The organism is Nocardia colli, from assembly GCF_008704205.1.
Lineage (GTDB): Bacteria > Actinomycetota > Actinomycetes > Mycobacteriales > Mycobacteriaceae > Nocardia > Nocardia colli.
The window spans coordinates 48,062-70,584 of record NZ_VXLC01000036.1 but is presented as its reverse complement, the minus strand read 5'-3'; the positions used below and the strand labels follow the sequence as shown (position 1 = coordinate 70,584).

Below are 22,523 nucleotides of genomic sequence, written 5' to 3'. Positions count from 1 at the left end.
CTACCGCGCGAATGTCATGGCCTATCGAAGCGACTAGGCCGACACCGCGCGGGCAATATCGATGCGTGCCGGTTCGGGGGATGCCACGCACTCCAGGAAAAGCGAAACCGCCGGATTCGACTCGTCCGCACGCCACACCGCGTACAAATCCAGAGTCGGCACCGGATCGAGCAATTTCACCGCCACCGAGCTGCTGCCCGGGGCGCCCATACCCATCGAAATAGCGCGCGGCAGCGAGGCGAACCCCACCAGCGGCCGCACCGAAACCATGTGCGCGGTCGCACCGGGATCATCCGCGGTCTGCGCGACCGAGAGCGTGATCCGGGTATCGGCCGCCGCCCGGAAGATCGAGTCGTACATGGCCGGACACTGTTCGCGGGCGAACAGCACACACTCCTGGCCCTCCAATTCGGCGAACGGCACGCCGGGCCGGTCGGCCCATCGGTGCCGCCGCCCGACCACCGCCACCAGCGGAACCCGGTGCAGCAGGCGCCGATACCGGAAATCCGTGGTGCTCGGGTGGCCGTAGACCATGGCCAGGTCGAGCGAGCCGTCGGCGAGCGCCGCGAGCTGAGGCCCGGTGCGTTTCTCCCACAGCGACACCACGATGTCGGGGTGCTGCTCGGTCATCTTGGTCAACGCGTCGGGCAGCACATGTCTGCTGGCCGGCAGGTTGTAGCCGATGTTGAGGGTGCCGGCCCGCCCCTCCGCGGTCGCCTTCGCGACCTGGGCGGCTCGGTCCATTTGAGCGACGATGATGCGGGCTTGGCCCTCGAACTCCCGGCCCGCCGGGGTCAGTTTGACCTCGTGCGAGTTGCGTGCCACCAGTTGCACGCCTAACGACTTCTCCAGCTTCTGTAGCTGGGCACTGAGACTTGGCTGCGTGAGATGCAAGCGCTGCGCTGCGCGGCCGAAATGTAGCTCTTCGGCAATCGTGATGAATGAAACCAGATGTCGGAACTCCATGCCGCAGGCTCCTTTTCCGCGTACCCCGAAAGGTAGGCCGCGTCGGGTAACCCCGGATGAACCGCGATCGCACGGATGTTGCCGGGACCGTTGCGGGCGGGTGAACTCGCCCCGGTCCGGCGGGGAAATATGCTAAGTCGCATCCCGTGACCATCCAGCATCCCCGATCGGGCAGCGCGGGGCAAGCCCCCGACTCCCCTGCACCGCCGGAAAACGTTGTGGGCCAGGCAGAATACCGCCGCGAACCGGTTCGGCGACGCGCGTTTCGCGCTCGCGCGCCGAGGCCGGGCACCGGGCTCGGTAGGCTCACAGACGACGTATGGATGCCGGCCCGTTGGGAGGAGACCTGCCATGACCGAGGTGCGCGCGCAGTTCGGCGTACTCGGCGCGGTGGAGCTGACCATCGACGGCGTCGGGCAGGCGCTCGGCGGGCCGAAGCAGCGGGCGGTGCTGGCCTATCTGGTGATCAACGCGAACCGGCCGGTGTCGGTGGAGGCGCTGGCGCAGGCGGTGTGGGAGGACAACCCGCCGCCGGACATCCGGACGAGTTTGCACACGATCGTCTCGAATCTGCGGAAGCCGCTGCGGGACAACGGGATCGATGCCCGGGTCGTGCTGGCCCAGGTCGGCACCGGGTATCGGGTGACGGTGGCCGACGAGGCCAGTGACGTGCAGCGGTTCCGGGTGCGCAAGGACGCCGGGTTGCGGGCGTTGAGCGCGGGGCAGTTCCAGCAAGCCAGCGAGTTGCTCTCCGATGCGATCGGGCAGTGGCGTGGGCCGGTGCTCGCGGATCTGCGCGGCCTCGCCTTCGCCGACGCGTACGCGACTGTGCTCGACGACGATCGACTCAGCGCGATCGAGGCGCGGGCCGAGGCCGACATCGCGCAGGGGCGGGCCGGACTCGTCGCGTCCGAACTCGCGCTGCTGGTCCGGGACTATCCGCTGCGCGAACCGCTGTGGGCGCAGCTGATCACCGCGTTGTATGTGGACGGGCGGCAATCCGACGCGCTCGATGCGGCGCGCCGGTTGCGGGCGACGCTGGCCGACGAGCTCGGTATCGATCCGAGTCCGCCCATTCGTGAACTGGAAGCGCGCATCCTGCGGCAGGATCCCCTGGATAGCCGGGCGCAAGCGGTGGCGGCCTCGATCGGGGCGACGACGATCGTCGAGCAGAGTTCCGGTGCGCAGACGGCGCTGCTGCGCGAACGGTCCGGCCAGACCTACACCCTCACCGGCACGGTCACCCGGCTCGGGCGGTTGCCGGACAACGACATCGTGCTCGAGCACGGCAAGGTCAGCCGGCATCACGCGGCGATTCTGCACAACGGGCTGACCTATCTGATCAAGGATCTGCTGTCGTCCAACGGGGTGTTCGTCGATGGGCTGCGGATCGTCGACACCGGGGTGCTGATCGACGGGGCGGTGATCCGGATCGGCGACTACGAGCTGACGTTCACGCTGGTCTCGGCGGGGTGAGACCGGTTCGTTGGTGCGTCGTTAGCCGGTCGTTGGTGGGTGGGGCGAGAGTTGGTTTCAGCCGAGACCGACTGGTCGACACCTGAAACGACCGCGGACCTGATCCGCACCAGCCGCTCCTCGCCCCCTGACGCGTACTGCCCGTCGTGTTCGGGAATCCGCGGCGGTGGTCGGTTTCGGCGCTCTCTTTTATCTGCGTGGGGTGGGTGTGGGGGTGGTCGTTCGGGTGGGAGTTGTGGTGGGGGTTCGCGATGGGGTGGTAGTCGGCGTCGTAGTAGCCGGCTGCTGGTAAGGAAGGACTGTGGTGATGGGGCGGCATGACGGGGTCGGCGTGGGGGTGGATGTCGGTGTCGTGGTGGACATTCCGGGTGGGAGGCGGACGGTGGACGTGGTTCGCGGCGGCGAGGTGGTCGGTCGCGGGGTGCTCGACGGGGTCGATGTGGTCGGGCAAGGTTCCAGCGGACGCGTAGTCGTCGGCGTCGGCGACACGGACGGTGTCGAACTCGGGCAGTAGTAGACGCCGCACGGGGCCGGGGACCAGCCGGGGACCTGGATCGTCACTTCGATCGACAGCTCTATCCGCGGTCGTTGCGTCGGATCGGTCGTGTAGGTCGGCGTCGGCGAATCCGTCGTCGTGATCGGCGGATCCGTGGTGGTGATCGGCGGGTCCGTCGTGGTGAGGACCGGCGGATCGGTCGTGCCCGGGTCCGCGATCGGCGCCGGGTCCGCCGGGGTTTCGGCCGGTGGCGTGTAGTCCAGCGATTCCGACGGCGTCGAGTCCAAGGGTGCGATCGGCGGATCGGCGGGTGTCGTGCTGTCGTCCGGCAGGCCGCCGTCGATCGGGGCCGGATCGGGCGGAAGCGGATCGGCCGGAGGCGGCTCGGTCGACGTCGGGTCCGGCAAACTGATCGAGAGCGCCGACGAGTTGTCCGACGTGTTCTCCGGCGTGTTCGGGTGCGCGGTGGTCTGCGCCGCCGAGCCGGTGATCAGCAGCCCGGCCACTATCAGTACCGATCCGGTGATCGGGCCAGATTTTCGCATCGGTCAACCACTCCCTGTAGACGTCGGCTGCGCGGCCTGGCCGCATCCCGAGTCCCGCCGTCGACGGAGTCACCGCCGGGCACGCAACCACGCCCGGCCGAGTCGCGAATCGTCTAGCGCGACAAGCAATTCCGCGCGGGACCGGCGCGATGAGCGCAGCCGGAACTACCGAGACGTGGTGCGCACGTGCAGGTCCGCGCTGTCTGCCGCCACTTTCCGAACAGCCGACTGAAGCATGTCACGAAGGACCAGTCGCGGGGCTCCCCAGTCGAGTGGGGAACAGACCGTCACGGGGTGACGATGGCGAAGTTCGGGTCCGGTTTGTCGAAGAGGTCCTTCAGCTTTTTCAGTGCGAAGATGTCGCCTTCGATGGCGATGTCGCCCTTGAGTACGGCGGCCTGAAAGTCCTGACCGGCCAGCAGGGTTCGCGCCAGTGCGGCCCTGGTCAGGGTGATCGTCGCGGCGGCGGCGGGCAGGCCGTCGGCCGGGGTGCGGTCGTAGTGGATGAGCACGCCGTTGCGGAGTTCGGCGCGGTGCAGGCGGTTGTTGTCGTCGGGGAAGCGCCAGTCGGAGGTGATGGTGGTGTCCCAGGCCGCGGGGCCGTTGATGCGCAACGACATCGCGTCGAAGGCCTGGTCGACGGTGAGGGCGGCGAGCAGGCCGAGGGAGTTGCCCTGGGTCGGTGTGCCGAACGAGCCGTTGCGCAGTTCGGTGGCGCCGCTGAGGTAGAAGTTGCGCCAGGTGGCGTTCTCCGCGCCGTAGGCGAGTTGTTCGAAGATGCTCGCCTGCAAGCGTTTCGCGGTGTCGTTCTGCGGGTCGGCGAAGATCACATAGTTGGCCAGCTGGGTAGCCCAGCGGTAATCGCCTGTGTCGTAGGCGTTTTGCGCCTTCTTCAGGGTCTCGGTCGCGCCGCCCATCGCATCGACGTGCCGTTTGGCGGATTCGACCGGCGGATGTTCCCATAGGTGGGCGGGATTGCCGTCGAACCAGCCCAGGTAGCGCTGGTAGATGGCTTTGACGTTATGGCTCACCGAGCCGTAATAGCCATGTGTGGACCAGGATTTGGTGATCGCGGGCGGCAGTTGCAGCATCTCGGCGATCTCGCTGCCGACGTAACCCTGATTGAGCAGGCGCAGGGTCTGATCGTTCAAGTAGGCGTACAGATCTCGCTGCACGGACAGGAACTCGACGACCTTGTCGGTGCCCCAGATCGGCCAATGATGGGAGGAGAACACGAGATCGGCGTTGCGCGCGTACAGGTTGATCGACTCGGTCAGGTACCTGGACCAGACGTGCGGGTCACGCACCAGTGCGCCGCGCAGGGTCAGCAGGTTGTGCATGGTGTGGGTGGCGTTCTCGGCCATGCAGAGGATGCGGCGGTCCGGGAAGTAGAAGTTCATCTCCGAGGGCGCCTCGGTGCCCGGCGTCAGCTGGAACACCATCCGCACGCCGTCGATCGTTTCTTCCTGGCCGGTGTGGGTGACGTCCCTGGTCGGTTCGAGCAGAGTGATCGTGCCGACCGAGGTCGTCTGGCCCAGGCCCGCGCCGATCTGGCCCTTCGGACCGCGCGGAAGGGCGGCTCCGTACATGTACGCGGCCCGTCGAGCCATCGCCGTTCCGGCGTAAATGTTCTCCGACACAGCGTGTTCGAGGAATCCGGAGGGCGCGAGCACCGGACAGCGGCCGGCCGCGACCTCCTCCTTCGTGGTGACCCCGAGGGTGCCGCCGAAGTGGTCGACGTGGGCGTGGCTGTAGATCAGGCCGGTGACCGGCCGATCGCCGCGATGCTTGCGGTACAGCGCGAGCCCCGCCGCCGCGGTCTCCGCCGATACCAGCGGATCGATGACGACGACTCCCGTATTGCCCTCGACCAGAGTCATATTCGACAGATCGAGACCGCGGATCTGATAGAAGCCCGGCGCGATCTCGTACAGGCCCTGTTTGACGGTCAGTTGCGACTGCCGCCACAGGCTCGGATTCACCGACAGCGGACAGGGTTCCCGGAGGAACCCATAGGAGTCGTTGTCCCACACCACCTTTCCAGTGTCGTCCTTGACGACCCCGGGTTCCAGTGACGCGATCCACCCGCGGTCGGCATCCGCGAAATCGGCGACGTCGGAGAACGGCAGCGTCCCGGCGATCCGTTTGTTCGCCTCGGTGACGTGCGCGCTCGGCTCGACCGGCGTCGCCGACGGATTCAACGCCGTCGAATCCCCGCACCCGCTCAACGCCACCCCGGTCCCCGCCACGGCCAACGCGGCCGCACCGACACCGAACACACCCCGCCGAGATACCCGCGCAACCGAGCCCTTCTCCTGCTCACCGTTCACGTCGCGCTCCCATCTCGATCAGCACAGCCCGGCCGCTGAGCCCGACCGACCCTACCCACTATTGCAGTCAGACTGCAATAGTGTCACGATGTGGTGGGATGAAACCCATGAGCGAGGCGACCCGACCCCGGCGACGACGCAATCCCGAACAAACCCGTCGCGCCATCGTCGACGCCCTCCTGTCCCTCGTGATCGACGGCGACACCGACCCCACCACCAAGCACATCGCCGCCCGGGCAGGCGTCTCCGAGCGCAGCATCTTCGTCCACTTCCCCGGCCGCGACGACCTGCGCATCGCCGCCGTAGACCAGCAATCCACCGACGTAGAAGCCCTCATCGAACACCCCGACCCCGACCTCCCACTCCCCCAACGCATCGACGCGGCCGTGCGTCAAAGCGAGGCCATCTTCACCCTCCAACGCAACCCCCGCATCCTCGGTCTCCTGGAATCCCAGCGCATCCCCGCCATCGACGCCCGAATGCGCCTGACCGACACCAGAATCCGCGCCGCCCTGGCCAAAACCTTCGCCCCCGAACTCCCCCACCCGGACCCCGACCATCTCCTGGACCTCCTCGAAGCCACCCTCGCCTGGCCCCTCCGCCACCACCTCTCCGACCGCCGAGGCCTGACCCAGAAGGCCGCCTCCACAGCCATCCGCCACTCCCTCCGAACACTCCTCACCCCACCCGGGTAGCGCTGACTACCCTGAACGGCATGATCATCTGGCTGAACGGAACCTTCGGCGCCGGAAAGACCACGACCGCAAAAGAACTCACCACTCTCCTGCCCGAGTCGCGAATCTTCGACTCCGAATATGTCGGCTACATGCTCCGCCACGTCCTTGCCTCCGAGCCCGTGCAGAACTTCCAAGACTGGCGCCCCTGGCGGCAACTGGTCGTCGCCACCGCCACCCAGGTCCTCGACTACGTCGGCGGCACCCTGGTCATCCCGCAATCTGTTCTCACCCACCAGTACTGGCAAGAGATCCGCACCGGCTTCGAACAGGCCGCAATCCCCCTGCGCCACATCGTCCTGCACGCGGACCGCGCTGAACTAACCCGCCGCATCGAATCCGACACCGTCGAAACCATCGCCCGCCAATGGCGTCTGGACCACCTCGACGCCTACGCGGCAGCACAGATCTGGCAAGGCGAAGAAGCCGAAGTCATCGACACAACCCAGCTGACCCCGACCCAGGTAGCCACCCACATCGCCGCCGGCACCACCTGACCGTCCAAGGCCTCCAGTTGCGTGGACGGGGGTGGTGGGGGCGGGTAGGGTCTCCCCATTCTGATGAGGAGATCGTGAATGAAAAGCATTGCCTTGCTGGCTGTCGGGGTTGTGTTGGCGCTTTCCGGGTGTAGTTCTTCGGGAGGGAAGGATGCCGCGCCGGCCACGCCTACGTTGAATGCTCAGGTGCGGGGTTCGTCGTGCCAGAACTATCTGCCGGTGTTGAGCAAGCTGAAGGACGTCAGCCAGGAGTCGGCGAACAAGACTGCGGAAGAGACGATTTCGATGCTCCCGCAATCAGCGCAATGGCCATCACTCAGCGAGGTGGACCGCCAGTCCACCATCGCCGGCATCCGAGACGCCGCCACCGGAAAGTGCTAGCGCACAGCCGCACCATTCCTGATTTCTCGCACCGAGAATTGCATGCGATTCTCGGTGCGGGAAATCAGAAGCCGTGCGGCTGGCTCAGCGGCCGTGTTCGCGGCGGTGCAGGGCTAGTTGGATTTCCAGGAGTAGGCGGTCGGCGGGGTCGGTGAGGTCTATGCGGAGGATCTCTTCGACGCGGCGGATGCGGTAGCGCAACGTGTTCGGGTGCACCTGGAGGGCGGAGGCGGCGTTGCGGACGTCGCCGTGTTCGCGCAGGTAGATGTCGACGCTCTCGCGCAGGCTGGCGGAATGCTTGCGGTCGTAGTCGGACAGGGCGCGCAGGCGGGGGTCGTGCAGTTCGGGGCGGGTGCCGACGAGGTCGAGGATTTCGCCGAGCAGGACGGCGGTGCGGGAGTCCGCGAGGGTGGTTACGCGCCCGCGAGGATAGGTGGCGACGGTGCTGTCGAGCACTCGGTCGACCTCGCGCCGCGCGGCGGCGACACCGCCCAGCTCGGGCACGGGGCAGGCGATGGCTGCCCGAAGTGCCAGTGCGCGTTTGGTTTCCAGCTGCTCGACCAGCTGGCGAGTCCACGCTGTGACCGCGTGCGCGGCTTTGTAGCTCGGCAGCAGCACGTAAACGCGGTCGCCGAGCGTAGCGGTCACCGAGTCGTTGCGAAATGAACTGGCGCGCAACCGAAGCATGTTGCCCAGCGCGGAAGGCTCAGTAGCAGGCGCGGTCTCGGTAGCGGTGAGCGCGAAACCGACCACGGCCGCCGGACCGGTCAACGGCAGATTCAACGCAGTGGCGACCGTCGCGACATCAACCGGCCCACCGACACCGAACAACCGCTGCACGAGCAACGCTTCGGTCGACGGCGCATCCAGACTGCGCGAAATGAGCCGCGCCGCAATCGCCGAAGCCCCGCGCAGAATCTCCGCCGCATCCGGCTTGAACTCCCGATCCCCCTGCTGCAACCAGATCGTGCCGAGCACCCGCGGCGCCCGCGCGGCCCCGTCGGCGGGATGCCGGACGCTCACCGCGAGCCTGCGTTTGATGTTCAGCTCTTCATGCTCGGGCACATCGATGACCTCGTCGGTCTGCCGCAGCCGATCGAACACTCCCCACTTCCGCAGCACCGCCAGATACTCGCGCGGCCCCTCCCGCCCCAGGATCGACATCACCCGCATCGGGTCGGCCGCCTCGTCGGAGGCGGAATACGCCAGCACATGAGACTGCGGGTCTTCGATCGACACCATGCCGCCCGCGTTCTGCGCCACGATCTGCGCCAGACCGAACAGGTCGATGTCCGCGGCAACCAGCCCACTATCAACAGCCACGTCTACGCCTTTCGGCCAACTCGACAACACACTCATCCCATCTTTGTCCTTTTAGCCCATTTCCCGCGCGTTTTTCCGGTGTTGACTTCGCCTGACCTCAGAGTTGCCACATCCAGCAGGAGGAATCATGGACGCCATCGTGTCCACACCGCGGCCGGTCAACGAGCCGGTCGGCACGTTCGCGCCCGGTAGTGCGGAACGTACACGGTTGCAGGCGAAGCTGGCCGAGCTCGGCGCGACCCCGACCGAGGTGCACCACGTTATCGCGGGCGAGCACCGGCGCAGTTCGGGCAAGACGATCGAGGTCGTGCAGCCGCACCGGCATGCCGCCGTGCTCGGCACGCTGACCACCGCGAAGTCCGGGGACGTCGAGGACGCGATCAACGCGGCCACCGCCGCCGCGCCGGCCTGGCGGGCGCTGTCGTTCGAGGACCGGGCCGCGGTGTTCCTGCGCGCCGCCGACCTGCTGGCCGGCCCGTGGCGCGAAACGATCGCCGCCGCAACCATGCTCGGCCAGTCGAAGACCGCGTACCAGGCCGAGATCGACAGCCCGTGCGAGCTGGTCGACTTCTGGCGGTTCAACGTGCATTTCGCCCGGCAGATCCTGACCGATCAGCCGATCTCCTCCCCCGGCGTGTGGAACAAGGTCGAGTACCGGCCGCTGGACGGCTTCGTCTACGCGATCACCCCGTTCAACTTCACCGCGATCGCGGGTAACCTGCCGACCGCGCCCGCGCTGATGGGCAACACCGTGGTCTGGAAGCCGGCGATGACCCAGTCGGTCGCCGCGTACTGGACGATGAAGCTCCTGGAGGCGGCCGGTCTGCCGCCCGGCGTGATCAACCTGGTCAACGGTGCGGGCCCGAAGGTTTCGGACGTGGCGCTGGCGGATCGCCGCCTGGCCGGCATCCACTTCACCGGTTCCACCGCGACCTTCCAGCACCTGTGGCGCTCGGTCGCGGCCAACATCACCGACTACAACTCCTACCCGCGCCTGGTCGGCGAGACCGGCGGCAAGGACTTCGTGGTCGCGCACAGCTCGGCCGACCCGGACGTGCTGACCACCGCGCTGATCCGCGGCGCGTTCGACTACCAGGGCCAGAAGTGCTCGGCCGCCTCGCGCGCGTTCATCCCGAAGTCGGTGTGGGCCAAGATGGGTCGCGAGTTCGTCGACAAGGTGGCCACGCTGAGCTACGGCGACGTCACCGACTTCAGCAACTACGGCGGCGCGCTGATCGATAAGCGCGCGTTCGACAAGAACGCCGAGGCCATCGCCCGCGCGAAGGCGACGCCGGGCCTGTCCATCGCGGCCGGCGGGCACGCCGACGATTCGGTCGGCTACTTCGTCGACCCGACCGTGCTGCTCGGTGAGGATCCGGCCGACGAGGCGTTCAGCACCGAGTACTTCGGCCCGATCCTGTCCGTGCACGTCTACGACGACTCGGCCCGCGGCGCGTTCGAGCAGACCCTCGAGCTGGTCGACAAGGGTTCGCCGTACGCGCTGACCGGCGCGATCATCGCCGACGACCGCGGCGCGATCGCCAAGGCCACCGAGGGTCTGCGGTTCGCCGCGGGCAACTTCTACATCAACGACAAGCCGACCGGCGCGGTCGTCGGCCAGCAGCCGTTCGGCGGGTCGCGCGCCTCCGGCACCAACGACAAGGCAGGCTCGGCACAGAACCTGCTGCGCTGGACCTCCGCCCGCACCATCAAGGAAACGTTCGTCCCGGCGACCGATCACCGCTACCCGCACCAGGAGATCTGATGGCCTTCTCCGCGCTGCTGCGCCCCGCCATGCTGGCCGCGTCCCGCTCGCCGCGCATGGAACGCACCATCACCCGGATGTCGACGACCAAGAAACTGGTCGACCGCTTCGTCGCGGGCGACTCCGCGGACCAGGCGGTCGCCGCGGTCGAGGCACTGCTCGGCTCCGGCCGCTACGTCACCATCGACTACCTCGGCGAGGACACCACCGAGATCGAGCAGGCCCGCACCACGGTCACGCACTACCTGCACATGCTGTCCGCGTTGAGTCAGCTCGAGGTCGAGATCGAGACGGAAGCGGTTCGGCCGCTGGAGGTTTCGCTCAAGCTGTCCGCGCTCGGCCAGTCGCTGCCCAAGGACGGGCACGCGATCGCGCTCGAACACGCGCACCGGATCTGCGCGGCCGCCGCGGAGGCCGGGGTGTGGGTGAACATCGACGCCGAGGACCACACGACCACCGACTCGACCCTGGGGATCGTGCGCGAGCTGCGCGCGGATTTCCCCAGCCTCGGCACCGTGTTGCAGGCCTACCTGCGGCGCACCGAGGGCGACTGCCGGGACATGTCGGGTTACGGCTCGCGCATCCGGCTGTGCAAGGGCGCGTACAAGGAACCCGCGTCCGTCGCGTTCCAGGGCCGCGCCGAAGTCGACGAGTCCTACCTGCGCTGCCTGCGCGTGCTGATGCTCGGCGACGGCTATCCGATGGTCGCGACCCACGATCCGGCGCTCATCGCGGAGGCGCAGCGGTGTGTCGACACGACCCACCGCAAGGCCGACGAGTTCGAGTTCCAGATGCTCTACGGCATCCGCGACGCCGAGCAGCGCCGGTTGGTCGAGGAGCACAACCATCTGCGGGTGTACGTGCCCTACGGCGACCAGTGGTACGGCTACTTCATGCGCCGGTTGGCCGAGCGGCCCGCCAATGTGGCGTTCTTCCTGCGGTCGTTGAAGCCCGGTAGTCAGCGGTGACGGTCGGCGTGTCGTAGGGCGCGCCGTCCGGTTGGCCAACCACGCTGAACAATATTTGGCCAACTCGCCGATCACAGTCGCGCTGTGGTCGTATTTAGTAACCACAGCTCGAAGTGTGATCTGCGTTACGCATCGTCGCGGAGCGTGGAGGACGAAAGGAACTACATGTCCATCGCGGAGTTGCGCAGCCAAATGCTGCGCCGCAAACCCATGGGACAGGTCGAGGACGACGGGCCTGCCGATGAGCAGCTGTCCCGTTCGCTCGGCCTGTGGCAGCTCACGGCGATCGGCGTGGGTGGCATCATCGGCGCCGGCATCTTCACCCTCGCCGGCGCGGTCGCGCACTCCGTCACCGGCCCGTCGGTGCTGATCTCGTTCCTGATCGCCGGTGTCGCCAGCGCGGCCGCGGCGCTCTGCTACGCGGAATTCGCCGGCATGGTGCCGAAGGCAGGCTCGGCCTACACCTACGGGTATGTCTCGCTCGGCGAGATCGCCGGCTGGTTCATCGGCTGGGATCTGCTGCTGGAGTACATCGCGGTGGCGGCGGTGGTCGCGATCGGCGTGTCCGGCTACTTCCGCTTCCTGCTCGGGCAGGTGGACATCACGCTGCCGGACTGGATGATGGGTGCGCACGGCACCGGCGACGGACACGTGGTGGACGTTTTCGCGATGCTGTTCTGTCTCGGCACGGCCTGGCTGCTCTCGCGCGGCATCAAGAGCGTCGGCCGGTTCGAGACCGTCGCGGTGGGCATCAAGGTGGCCCTGGTCGTGCTGATCGTGGTGCTCGGCGTGTTCCACATCGACAGCTCGAACTACACGCCGTACTTCCCGTTCGGTCAGGGCGCGGTGTGGACCGGCGCGGCCACCGTGTTCTTCGCGGTGTTCGGTTACGACGCGATGAGCACGGCCGCCGAGGAATCGACGGACGGCAAGAAGCATCTGCCGAAGGCCATCCTCTACTCGCTGGGCATCGCGATGGTGCTCTACGTGCTGGCCACGCTGGTGCTGACCGGCATGCAGAAGTACACCGAGATCAGCCCGACCAGCGGGTTCTCCACCGCGTTCGAGTCGGTCGGCATGCCGGGCATCGCGAACATCATCGCGATCGGCGCGATCGTCGGCATCGTCACCGTGGTGCTGACCTTCATGCTCGGCGTCACCCGCGTCTGGTACGCGATGAGCCGCGACGGGCTGCTGCCGGAGTGGTTCGCCAAGACCCATCCGGTGCGCAAGGTGCCGACCCGGGTGACCTGGATCGTCGGCATCGGCGCCGCGGTGATGGCCGGCCTGCTGGACATCACCATCGTCGCCGAGCTGACCAATATCGGCATCCTGATGGCCTTCATCGTGGTGTCGGTGGCCGTGATCGTGTTGCGGCGCACCAGGCCGGACGAGCCGCGCGAGTTCAAGCTGCCGCTCATGCCGGTGGTTCCGCTGATCGGCATCGGCTTCTCGCTCTACCTCATCTGGTCGCTGCCGTGGCAGACCTGGGTGCGGTTCGCGGTGTGGCTGGTCGTCGGGCTCGCGGTGTACTTCCTGTACTCGCGCACGCATTCCAAGCTGGAGCGCACGGGTTCGGCGGACACCGCCGAGCTCGTCTGAGAGAACTCCGAGGGGCACTGACGCCAGTCTCTCGGGCCGGTTGGGTGGGTTGGCCTTCGGGCCGCCCACCCAGCCTTATTTTCCGGGCACAACTGATGCTCGGCTGGCATCAGTCGATATCGAAAGAGTGTTGGACAGGCATCAGTCCAGCGCCTTAGCCTTCTGGCAGTCGCACGGCGAGTGATCCAAACCACATTCGCCGCTGGACCCAGGAGGACACATGACTCGGATTCTGCTCACCGGCGCGGGCGGTGGGATCGGCACGCTGATGCGGCCGCGACTACGCCGGGCGGACCGCATTCTGCGATTACTGGATGTGACCGAACTCCCCGCTCCCGCAACGGATGAGCGGGTCGAGATCGTCACCGGATCGCTTACCGACCCCGGCACCATGGCGGCCGCGTGCCGGGATGTGGACGCGATCATCCATCTCGGTGGGATCAGCCGCGAGGACAGCTGGGAGCGGGTGCTCGCGGTGAATGTCGATGGGACGCATACCGTTCTGGAGGCCGCGCGGCAGGCGGGCATCTCCCGGGTCGTGCTGGCGTCGAGCAATCACGCGGTGGGATACCGGGCCGTCGGCGAGTCGGGCGCGAACGGCATTGCGGGAGAGGCGCCCTCGCGGCCGGATACCTATTACGGGTTCAGCAAGGCGGCGATCGAAGCGCTGGGCAGTTTGTATCACTCGCGATTCGGCATGGACGTGATCTGTATTCGGATCGGATCCTGCTTCGAGCGGCCGAATGATGTTCGGGGACTGTCGATGTGGCTCTCGCCCGACGACGGCGCGCGACTGTTCGAGGTGTGCCTGACCGCGGAAAGCCCTGGCTTCCGGGTGATTTGGGGCGTATCGGCGAATACCCGTGCGGTGGTGTCGCTGCGGGAAGCCGAGGAGCTCGGCTATCGCAGCCTGGACGACGCCGAGAAATTCGCCGCGGAGATCCCCGACGGCGCGGCGCCTGCGTTTATCGGCGGCGCATTCCTGGACACCCCGCTGGGTACGCCCAATCCCCTCTGACGCAACTCGAAACGCATTACGCGATACCGAGTTCGCATCACGCTTTCCGCAATACCGCCTGTTCAGCATGTGACGCTGAGGGCACTTGCTCGACCGCGAAAGAAGCGCAGCACAATGCAATATAAATCCTCGGTGCAGGCCCGGAAATCGGCTCTCGGCACCAATGTTCATTTCCTCTATTTCTTCGGCGCGCTCGGCGGCATCCTGTTCGGCTACGACCTCGGGGTCATCTCCGGCGTGCTGCTGTTCATCAAGGACGCCTGGGAGCTGACCTCGGTGACCAAGGGCGTGATCGGCGGTTGCCTGGCGGCCGGCGCGATCATCGGCGCGGCCATCGCGGGCCGGATCACCGACCGGCTCGGCCGGCGGCGGACCATCATGATCGCCGCGGTGGTGTTCGGCATCGGCGCGCTCGGCTGCGCGGCGGCGCCGAACGTGACCGTGCTGGTCATCGCCCGGTTCGTCACCGGGATCGCGGTGGGTTGTTCCTCCGCGACGGTGCCCACCTATCTCTCGGAACTGGCCCCGACCAGGGCGCGTGGCGCGTTGTCGACGTTGAACCAGTTGATGATCGTGTCCGGCATCCTGATCGCCTACATCGTCGACTGGGCGTTGTCCGGATCGGGCAACTGGCGCTTGATGTTCGGCGTCGCCGCGATTCCCGCGGTGGTGCTGTTCCTCGGCTTGACCGTGCTGCCGGAGACGCCGCGCTGGCTGGTGAAGGCGGGGCGCGAGGACGAGGCGCGGGCCGTGCTGACCGGTACGCATCGGCCGGAGGAGATCGACACCGAGCTCGGCAACATTCGCACGGTCAACCAGTTGGACGTGCAGCAGAAGGGTCGCCTGCGCGACCTGTGGGCGCCATGGGCACGTCCCGCGTTGATCGTCGCGTTGATTCTCGCTGTCGGCCAGCAGTTCTCCGGGGTGAACGCGGTAAACCTCTACGCGCCAACCATGTTCACCGATCTCGGGTTCGGCAATTCGACCTCGCTGCTGGCGGCCATCGTGCTCGGCGTGGTCAAGGTGGCGTTCACCGCGTGGGTGATCTTCGTGGTCGATCGGTGGGGGCGCAAACCGCTGTTGCTGCTCGGGAATGTCTGTATGGCGTTGTCGCTGTTCCTGCTCGGCGTCATCGTGCTCACGGTGGACAACCACACGGTGACCGGGTTGACCACGCTGATCCTGCTCAACGTCTACCTGGCCGGTTACGAACTCGGCTGGGGCGCGGTGGTCTGGGTGATGATGGCCGAGGTGTTCCCGCTGCGGGTGCGCGGCGTGGGCATGGGCGTCGGCAGCGTGGTGCTGTGGAGTTCGACGTTCGCGATCACGTTCCTGTTCCCGGTGATGAACGACCATCTGGGCCTGGCCAAGTCGGCCTGGTGCTTCGCCGGGGTCAGCGTGGTGTTGTTCGTGCTGGTGCAGCGGTTCGTGCCGGAGACCAACGGGCGCAGCCTGGAACAGATCGAGCTGGATCTGCGGGCCCGGGTCGGCGGGCGCGCCGTGGAGAAGGCGTGAATCCGTTGTCGGAGGCCGGGATGCGCACTGTCGTCTACGTATCGAACGCCGACAGCCGCGAGATCTCGGTGCTGCTGCTCGACTCCACCGGTGTGCTCATACCGGTGGGGTCGGTGCCGGTGGACGGGACGGTGATGCCGTTGGCGATCAGTCCGGACCGCCGGTTCCTCTACGCCGGGCTGCGTTCGGAGCCGTTCTCGGTCAGCGCTTTTGCCATCGAGCCGGTGAGCGGCCAGCTGGCGGCATTGTCCACGACTCCCCTGCCGGACAACATGGCGTATCTCGCCACCGATCGGTCGGGGCGATTCCTGTTCAGCGCGTCCTACAGCGGCAACAAGATCGCGGTCAATCCGATCTCCGGGAACGGTGCCGTCGGGGCGCAACCGGTTTCGGTCATAGGCACTGCGCCGCATGCACATTCGATCGTCACCGATCCGTCGAATCAGCATGTATTCGCGGCGGTTCTGGGTGGCGATCACCTCTTGCAGTACCGGTTCGACGCAATGTCGGGCATGTTGACGCCCCATCGGCCCGCGGCCGTCGGCACCGAACTCGGTGCGGGACCGCGGCATATCGTCTTCCACCCGAGCGGCCGGGTCGCGTTCGTGACGAACGAGCTGGATGGAACGGTCGGTAGTTACCTGTTCGATCCGGTGACCGGCACGCTCACTCCGGTGTCCTCGACATCCGTACTGCCAGAGGGCTTTTCCGGCAGCCCGTGGACGTCGGACGTGCACGTCACGCCGGACGGACGCTATCTCTATGTGTCCGAACGAACTTCGGACACCCTCGCCGGTTTCCGCGTCGACGGCATGCCCGGTGCGCTCGAACTGCTCGGCCACACCCCCACCGAGTCCCAGCCGCGCGGCTTCGCCATCGACCCGCACGGCCGTTTCCTGGTGGCCGCGGGCCAGAAGTCCAACGCGATCACCAGCTACGCCATCGACCCCGATACCGGTGCGCTCACTGCCCTGCACCGCGTCCCTGTTGGCCGCAACCCCAACTGGGTCGTGATCATCGACCTGCCGATCGCATGACCCGCCGCATCGAGGACCGCGGAACTCGCCCGTGGCTGCTGGATCAGCCGCATCTTCGGGCCGCGGCGGGCAGGCTGGCAGCCATGATCTCACTCGAGCAGGTTCGCGGGTTCGTCATGGTGGCCGACGAAGGCAGCTTCCGCCGGGCGGCGGAGCGGCTGCGGATGACCCAGCCGCCGCTGAGCAGGCAGATCCAGAAGCTGGAGCGCGATATCGGGGTGGAGCTGTTCGACCGCAGCCAGCGGCAGGCGCAGCTGACCCCGGCCGGTGAGGTGTTCCTGATCGAGGCGCGCAGGCTGCTCGCGCTGGCCGAGGGCGCGCCGGGGACCGCGCGGCTGGTCGCTGCGGGCGGGGCGGGCACGGTGCGGATCGGGTTCACCGCGGCGTCCGGGTTCGGGTTCCTCGGGCGGTTCCTCAACCACATCGAGCAGGGACTGCCCGGTGTCGAGGTGGTGCTGCGCGAGATGGTCAGCTCGGATCAGTTCGAGAACCTGCGCAGCGGCAAGCTGGATCTGGCGTTGGCCCGGCCGCCGTTCGATCGGGCCGAATTCGATTGCGAGCTGGTGCATTCCGAGCGGCTCATGCTCGCCCTGCCCGACGGGCACCCGCTCACCGGCGACGGCCCGATCGCCGCCGAGGCGCTGGGCGGGGAGACGCTGCTGGTGTACGCGCCCGGCCCGGCCCGGTATTTCGCCGATCTGGTCGCGGGAATCCTTGCGGCCGTGCCCTATACGTCGACGCACGAGCTGACCCAGGTGCACACCATGCTCGCCTTGGTCGCGGCGGGCCGCGGGCTGGCGCTGGTGCCGGAGACGGCGAGTCATCTGCATCCCGACGGCGTGCGGTTCCGGCCGCTGGACGGCGTCGAGGATCCGGTTGTCCTGTACGCGGTGTGGCGGCGCAACTGCGCGAACCCGGCGTTGCCGCGGGTCGTGCGGTTGCTCGACTCGCTGCCACCCGTTCATTGATCATCGAAAGGAAAGCTATGTCGCATCTATCCGCTGACGAATTGGGGCCCGCGCTGGGCAAGGGGCTGTTGTCGTTCCCGGTCACGCACTTCGACGCGGACCTCGCGTTCGACGAGGCCGCGTACCGCAAGCACATCGCCTGGCTGGCGCAGTACGACGTCGCCGGGCTGTTCGCGGCCGGCGGCACCGGCGAGGGATTCTCGCTGACGCCGTCGGAGATCGACCAGGTGGTGCGCGCGGCGGTCTCCGAGACCGGCGGGCGGGTGCCGGTCATCGCGCCGGCCACGGCCGGGACCGCGGCCGCGGTCGAGCAGGCTCGCGCGGCGGAAGTCGCTGGGGCCGAGGGCATTCTGCTGCTGCCGCCGTATCTGACCGAAGCCGGGCCCGAGGGTTTGATCGAACATGTCGCCACGATCTGCGCCGCCACCTCGCTCGGCGTCATCTTCTACAGCCGCGCCAATGCCACCTGCAACGACGTGACCTTGGCCCGGATGGCCGAAAGATGCCCGAACCTGGTCGGATTCAAGGACGGCGTCGGCAATATCGAGACCATGACCCGGATCTACGCCAGGCTCGGCGATCGGCTCACCTACATCGGCGGGCTGCCGACCGCGGAGACCTTCGCCCTCCCGTACACCGAAATGGGTGTCACCACTTACTCTTCCGCGATCTTCAACTTCCTGCCCGAATTCGCGCTCGCGTTCTATCGCGCGGTGCAGGCGCGCGATCGGGACACCGTCTACCGGCACCTGCGCGAATTCGTCATCCCCTACCTCGATATTCGCGACCGGCGGCCCGGGTATGCGGTGTCCATCATCAAGGCCGGGTTGACTGCGATCGGCCGACCCGCCGGACCGGTGCGACCGCCACTGACCAATCTGACCGACGACGAGCGCGCGGAACTCGGGGCGCTGATCGCGACGATCACCGGCGCGGACGCGGCATGACCGGCGCGGCAACCCTGGACCGCATCATCGAGGTCAGCATCTCCTCGGTCGCGCTGCCGCTGCCGGCCGGGATCAGCGACGCCAAGGTGCTGACCGGCCGGCAGCAGCCGATGACCGAGGTGGCGGTGCTGTTCGCGGAGATCACCACCGCGTCCGGCCTCGCCGGCCTGGGCATCAGTTACTCGAAACGGGCGGGCGGGCCGGGGCAATTCGCGCACGCGCGGGAACTGTCGCCCGTTCTGCTCGGCGAGGATCCCAGCGATATCGCCAAGATCTGGGACAAGCTCATGTGGGCGGGCGCGTCGGTCGGGCGCAGCGGGCTCGCGGTGCAGGCGATCGCGGCGTTCGATGTCGCGCTGTGGGACCTGAAGGCCAAGCGCGCCGGGTTGCCGTTGGCGAAACTGCTGGGTGCGCACCGGGATTCGGTGCGCTGCTACAACACCTCCGGCGGATTCCTGCACGCGCCGATCGAGGAGGTCCTCGATCGGGCGGCGGAGTCCCTCGAACACGGCATCGGCGGCGTCAAACTCAAAGTGGGACATCCGGACAGCGCCGTCGACCTGGCTCGGGTCACAGCGGTGCGGGAGAAGCTCGGCGACCGCGTGCCGTTGATGGTCGACGCGAACCAGCAGTGGGATCGGGCGACCGCGCGCCGGATGTGCCGGGCGTTCGATCAGTTCGGGCTGGTATGGATCGAAGAGCCGCTGGACGCCTACGATTTCGACGGTCACGCCCGGCTCGCGGCGACCTTCGACACCCCGATCGCGACCGGCGAGATGCTGACCAGCGTGGCCGAGCACACCCAGCTCATCGGTGCGGGCGGGGCCGACATCGTGCAGCCCGACGCGCCGCGGATCGGCGGCATCACCCAGTTCCTGAAGGTGATGGGCGTGGCCGACCGCGAAAACCTGCAACTGGCCCCGCATTTCGTGATGGAGGTGCACGTCCACCTCGCCGCGGCCTACGCCAGGGAGCCCTGGGTCGAGCACTTCGAATGGTTCGACCCGCTGTTCGAGGAACGTCTGGAGATCGCCGACGGACGGATGCACCTGTCGGCGCGTCCCGGCCTCGGTGTCACCCTCAGCGACCGGGCACGCGCCTGGACCGTCGCCGAACACTCCACCCGCGCCTGACCTTTCGGAGGAATCATGGATACCGACCCGAACGACCTGTCCCGAATCATCGACGCGGCAGTGCGGTCCGCCGCGCAACTCGCCGAATCCACTCCGGCAGAGCGCGCCCGGTGGCTCACGCATGCCGCGGACGCGATCGATGCCGCGGCCGACGAACTGGTGCCGCTCGCCGCCGAGGAAACCCATCTCCCGGAGAGCCCGCGACTGCGGGGCGAGTTGGCGCGCACCATATTTCAGCTGCGCCTGTTCGCCGAGGTGCTCGCCGACGGCGAGTTCCTGCGCGCCACCGTCGATCACGCCGACCCGCAGTGGCCGATGGGGCCGCGCCCGGATATCCGCCGCAGCGTCGTCCCGATCGGACCGACGCTGGTGTTCGCCGCGAGCAACTTCCCGTTCGCGTTCAGCGTCGCGGGCGGCGACACCGCCTCCGCGCTCGCCGCGGGCTGCCCGGTAGTGCTCAAGGCGCACCCTGGGCATCCGCGGTTGTCGGCCCGCACCGGCGTCATCGTGCGGGACGCGTTGATCGAGGCGGGCGCGCCGGCCGGCCTCTTCGAGGTCATCCACGGCATCGACGCGGGCACCACCGCCCTGCGGCACCCGGCCATCGCCGCCGCGGCCTTCACCGGGTCTGTGCCGGGCGGCCGCGCACTGTTCGACATCGCGAACTCGCGGCCCCGGCCGATCCCGTTCTACGGCGAGCTGGGCAGCGTCAATCCGGTGGTGGTGCTGCCCGAGGCGGTTCGAGCGCGCAGCCGGCAGATCGTGGCGGGCTTCCTCGGCTCGTTCACCCTCGGCGCCGGGCAGTTCTGCACGAAGCCCGGACTACTGTTGCTGCCCACCGGGCATGGCCTCACCGACGCCCTCCGTACGGCCGCTCGCGAGGCGCCCGGGCAACGGCTGCTCAACGACCGCATCGCCGGCGGCTTCCGCTCCCGCGTCACGAGCCTGCGCGAACATCCTTCCGTCACAGCGCTTTCGCTACCCGACCTGCACGGCGATCTGCTCGCGCCGACCCTGCTGATGATCTCCGCCGCCGATTTCCTGGCCGGCGAGGAACTGCTGCGCACCGAATGCTTCGGCCCCGCAGCGCTTGTGGTCGAGTACGCGGATGCGACCGAGTTGAACGCGCTGCTCGGCGAACTCGAACCGGGCCTCACCGCAACGGTTTTCGCGGAAGACAGCGAGATCGAGGATGTCCGCCCGCTGCTGCCCGCGCTCACCGCCCTGGCCGGACGGCTCATCTGGAACGAATGGCCCACCGGCGTAACCGTCACCTGGGCTCAACAACACGGCGGCCCCTATCCGGCCACCACCGCCCCCACCACGACCTCGGTCGGCACCGCCGCGATCGACCGCTTCCTGCGCCCGGTCGCCTGGCAAGGCTTCCCCGACAGCTTGCTCCCGCCCGCCCTCCGCGAAGACAACCCGTGGCGGCTCCCCCGCCGCATCGACGGAAAGCGTGACTGACCATGTCCCCTGTCATCACCGACGTCCGCCTCACCCCGATCCTCATCGCGGACGCACCGCTGCTCAATGTCGGCGGCGTACACCAGCCCTACACCCCGCGACTGATCGTCGAACTCGAAACCGACAGCGGCACGGTGGGTCTCGGCGAGACCTACGGCGACCACCAATACCTGGCCCGCGCAACCGAACTCGCACCGAAGCTGATCGGCATGCCGGTCACGGCGATCAACGCGATCCGGCTACTCGACGCCGGTGACACCCGCCTGCTCGACGACAACCCGGTCGCCGGCGGCCTGCGCGGCACGCTGACCACCGACAAGGTCCGGCTCAGCATCGTCTCGGCGTTCGAAACCGCCGCCCTCGACGCCCACGGCCGCGAACTCGGCCTGCCCGTGCACGCCCTGCTCGGCGGCAAGGTGCGCGACCGCGTCGACTACTCCGGCTACCTCTTCTACAAGTGGGCCGAACACCCGACCCCGAACGCCCCGGCCGACGAGTGGGGTGAGGTCCTCGACCCGGACGGCGTCGTCCGGCTGGCCGAAAAGTTCAGTGCGCACGGCGGTTTCCGCTCGTTCAAGCTGAAGGGCGGCGTCTTCCCACCCGAGGAGGAGGTCGCGGCCATCATCGCGCTGGCCAAGGCGTTCCCCGAGCATCCACTCCGCCTGGACCCCAACGGCGGCTGGTCACCGGCCACCGCGACCACGGTCGCCGAACAACTCACCGGCATCGTCGAATACCTCGAAGATCCGACCGCCCGCGTCGCCGATATGGCCGAACTGCATCGCCGCACCGGAATGCCGTTGGCCACCAACATGATCGTCACCGCCGTCGACGAGATCCGCCCTGCCTTCGACGCGAACGCCGTCCAGGTCGTGCTCTCCGACCACCATTTCTGGGGCGGCCTGCACGCCACCCGCGACCTCGCCGCGGTCTGCCACGCCTACGGCAAGGGCATCTCGATGCACTCCAACACTCACCTCGGCATCAGCCTCGCCGCGATGACCCACGTCGCCGCCACCGTCGCGCACCTCGACTACGCCTGCGACACCCACTACCCGTGGCAGGCCGAGGACGTCATCACCGATCCGTTCACCTTCACCGACGGCGCCATCGAGGTCACCGACACCCCTGGCCTGGGCATCGATCTCGACCGGGACGCGCTGGCCCGGCTGCACGAGCGCTGGCAGCGACTGCCCGCGCTGCGCGATCGCGACGATGTCGCGGCCATGCGCGTCGCCGATCCGGACTACCGCCCACCCGGTTCGCCCAAATACTGAACTCCTTGTGATCCGCATCCGTATTGATTGCGAAATGGTCATACGGCTATCTACTGTCGGGTCTTCGGCCCGACGGTT

19 protein-coding genes are annotated in these 22,523 nt (G+C 67.7%); 15 read left to right on the top strand and 4 right to left on the bottom strand.

Annotated elements, in window-relative coordinates:
- Nucleotides 1-33 precede the first annotated feature (33 nt).
- A complete protein-coding gene (locus F3087_RS42220; RefSeq protein WP_150407809.1) occupies nt 34-966 on the bottom strand; it encodes a LysR family transcriptional regulator in 933 nt (310 codons plus the stop codon).
- Between the two features lie 351 nt (nt 967-1,317).
- On the opposite strand from F3087_RS42220, the gene F3087_RS42215 reads away from it, so the two are divergent.
- Nucleotides 1,318-2,442, top strand: a complete 1,125-nt coding sequence (locus F3087_RS42215) for a BTAD domain-containing putative transcriptional regulator (RefSeq protein WP_150407808.1) — start codon at nt 1,318-1,320, stop codon at nt 2,440-2,442.
- A 189-nt stretch (nt 2,443-2,631) separates the two neighbouring features.
- Here the strand turns inward: F3087_RS42215 and F3087_RS42210 are convergent, their stop codons facing one another.
- Nucleotides 2,632-3,483, bottom strand: a complete 852-nt coding sequence (locus F3087_RS42210; protein WP_150407807.1) for a hypothetical protein — start codon at nt 3,481-3,483, stop codon at nt 2,632-2,634.
- Between the two features lie 287 nt (nt 3,484-3,770).
- The gene (locus F3087_RS42205) at nt 3,771-5,624 is read right to left on the bottom strand and encodes an alkyl/aryl-sulfatase (protein ID WP_396897617.1); all 1,854 of its coding nucleotides are present in this window, start codon (nt 5,622-5,624) and stop codon (nt 3,771-3,773) included.
- 296 nt (nt 5,625-5,920) lie between these two features.
- Here F3087_RS42205 and F3087_RS47260 point away from each other — a divergent pair, with 296 nt between their 5' ends.
- The 3 genes from F3087_RS47260 to F3087_RS42190 all read left to right on the top strand — a co-directional run bounded on the left by F3087_RS47260 (nt 5,921) and on the right by F3087_RS42190 (nt 7,425).
- Nucleotides 5,921-6,508, top strand: a complete 588-nt coding sequence (locus tag F3087_RS47260) for a TetR/AcrR family transcriptional regulator (protein WP_150407806.1) — start codon at nt 5,921-5,923, stop codon at nt 6,506-6,508.
- Between the two features lie 20 nt (nt 6,509-6,528).
- A complete protein-coding gene (locus tag F3087_RS42195; protein WP_150407805.1) occupies nt 6,529-7,044 on the top strand; it encodes an AAA family ATPase in 516 nt (171 codons plus the stop codon).
- 78 nt (nt 7,045-7,122) lie between these two features.
- Nucleotides 7,123-7,425, top strand: coding sequence for a hypothetical protein (locus tag F3087_RS42190; protein ID WP_150407804.1), 303 nt, complete (start codon nt 7,123-7,125; stop codon nt 7,423-7,425).
- An 84-nt stretch (nt 7,426-7,509) separates the two neighbouring features.
- On the opposite strand, the gene F3087_RS42185 is transcribed toward F3087_RS42190, so the two are convergent.
- Nucleotides 7,510-8,748 carry a PucR family transcriptional regulator gene (locus F3087_RS42185; RefSeq protein ID WP_150407803.1) on the bottom strand — a complete coding sequence of 413 codons (1,239 nt, stop codon included), beginning with the start codon at nt 8,746-8,748 and terminating at the stop codon, nt 7,510-7,512.
- Nucleotides 8,749-8,875: 127 nt separating this feature from the next.
- Between F3087_RS42185 and pruA the strand changes: the two genes are divergently transcribed.
- The 11 genes from pruA to F3087_RS42130 all read left to right on the top strand — a co-directional run bounded on the left by pruA (nt 8,876) and on the right by F3087_RS42130 (nt 22,445).
- The gene (pruA, locus tag F3087_RS42180; RefSeq protein ID WP_150407802.1) at nt 8,876-10,513 is read left to right on the top strand and encodes an L-glutamate gamma-semialdehyde dehydrogenase; all 1,638 of its coding nucleotides are present in this window, start codon (nt 8,876-8,878) and stop codon (nt 10,511-10,513) included.
- Complete coding sequence (locus F3087_RS42175; protein WP_150407801.1) at nt 10,513-11,481, top strand: proline dehydrogenase family protein; 969 nt, start codon at nt 10,513-10,515, stop codon at nt 11,479-11,481. The genes pruA and F3087_RS42175 overlap by 1 nt, the downstream gene beginning before the upstream one ends.
- Before the next feature lie 165 nt (nt 11,482-11,646).
- On the top strand, nt 11,647-13,083 hold the full coding sequence (locus tag F3087_RS42170) for an amino acid permease (RefSeq protein ID WP_150407818.1): 1,437 nt from the start codon (nt 11,647-11,649) through the stop codon (nt 13,081-13,083).
- 220 nt (nt 13,084-13,303) lie between these two features.
- Nucleotides 13,304-14,101: an NAD-dependent epimerase/dehydratase family protein gene (locus F3087_RS42165; protein WP_150407800.1), complete on the top strand. Its 798-nt coding sequence runs from the start codon at nt 13,304-13,306 to the stop codon at nt 14,099-14,101.
- 114 nt (nt 14,102-14,215) lie between these two features.
- The gene (locus F3087_RS42160) at nt 14,216-15,616 is read left to right on the top strand and encodes a sugar porter family MFS transporter (protein ID WP_150407799.1); all 1,401 of its coding nucleotides are present in this window, start codon (nt 14,216-14,218) and stop codon (nt 15,614-15,616) included.
- On the top strand, nt 15,613-16,653 hold the full coding sequence (locus tag F3087_RS42155; RefSeq protein ID WP_223885767.1) for a lactonase family protein: 1,041 nt from the start codon (nt 15,613-15,615) through the stop codon (nt 16,651-16,653). Before F3087_RS42160 ends, F3087_RS42155 begins: the two co-directional genes overlap by 4 nt.
- On the top strand, nt 16,650-17,621 hold the full coding sequence (locus F3087_RS42150; RefSeq protein ID WP_223885766.1) for a LysR family transcriptional regulator: 972 nt from the start codon (nt 16,650-16,652) through the stop codon (nt 17,619-17,621). The genes F3087_RS42155 and F3087_RS42150 overlap by 4 nt, the downstream gene beginning before the upstream one ends.
- 17 nt (nt 17,622-17,638) lie before the next feature.
- Nucleotides 17,639-18,568, top strand: coding sequence for a 5-dehydro-4-deoxyglucarate dehydratase (gene kdgD / locus F3087_RS42145; protein WP_150407798.1), 930 nt, complete (start codon nt 17,639-17,641; stop codon nt 18,566-18,568).
- A complete protein-coding gene (locus tag F3087_RS42140; RefSeq protein WP_150407797.1) occupies nt 18,565-19,701 on the top strand; it encodes an L-talarate/galactarate dehydratase in 1,137 nt (378 codons plus the stop codon). Before kdgD ends, F3087_RS42140 begins: the two co-directional genes overlap by 4 nt.
- Nucleotides 19,702-19,716: 15 nt before the next feature.
- Entirely contained in the window at nt 19,717-21,168 is a 1,452-nt protein-coding gene (locus F3087_RS42135; protein ID WP_150407796.1) for an aldehyde dehydrogenase (NADP(+)), read from the top strand.
- Complete coding sequence (locus F3087_RS42130) at nt 21,165-22,445, top strand: glucarate dehydratase family protein (RefSeq protein ID WP_223885769.1); 1,281 nt, start codon at nt 21,165-21,167, stop codon at nt 22,443-22,445. The genes F3087_RS42135 and F3087_RS42130 overlap by 4 nt, the downstream gene beginning before the upstream one ends.
- Nucleotides 22,446-22,523 lie beyond the last annotated feature (78 nt).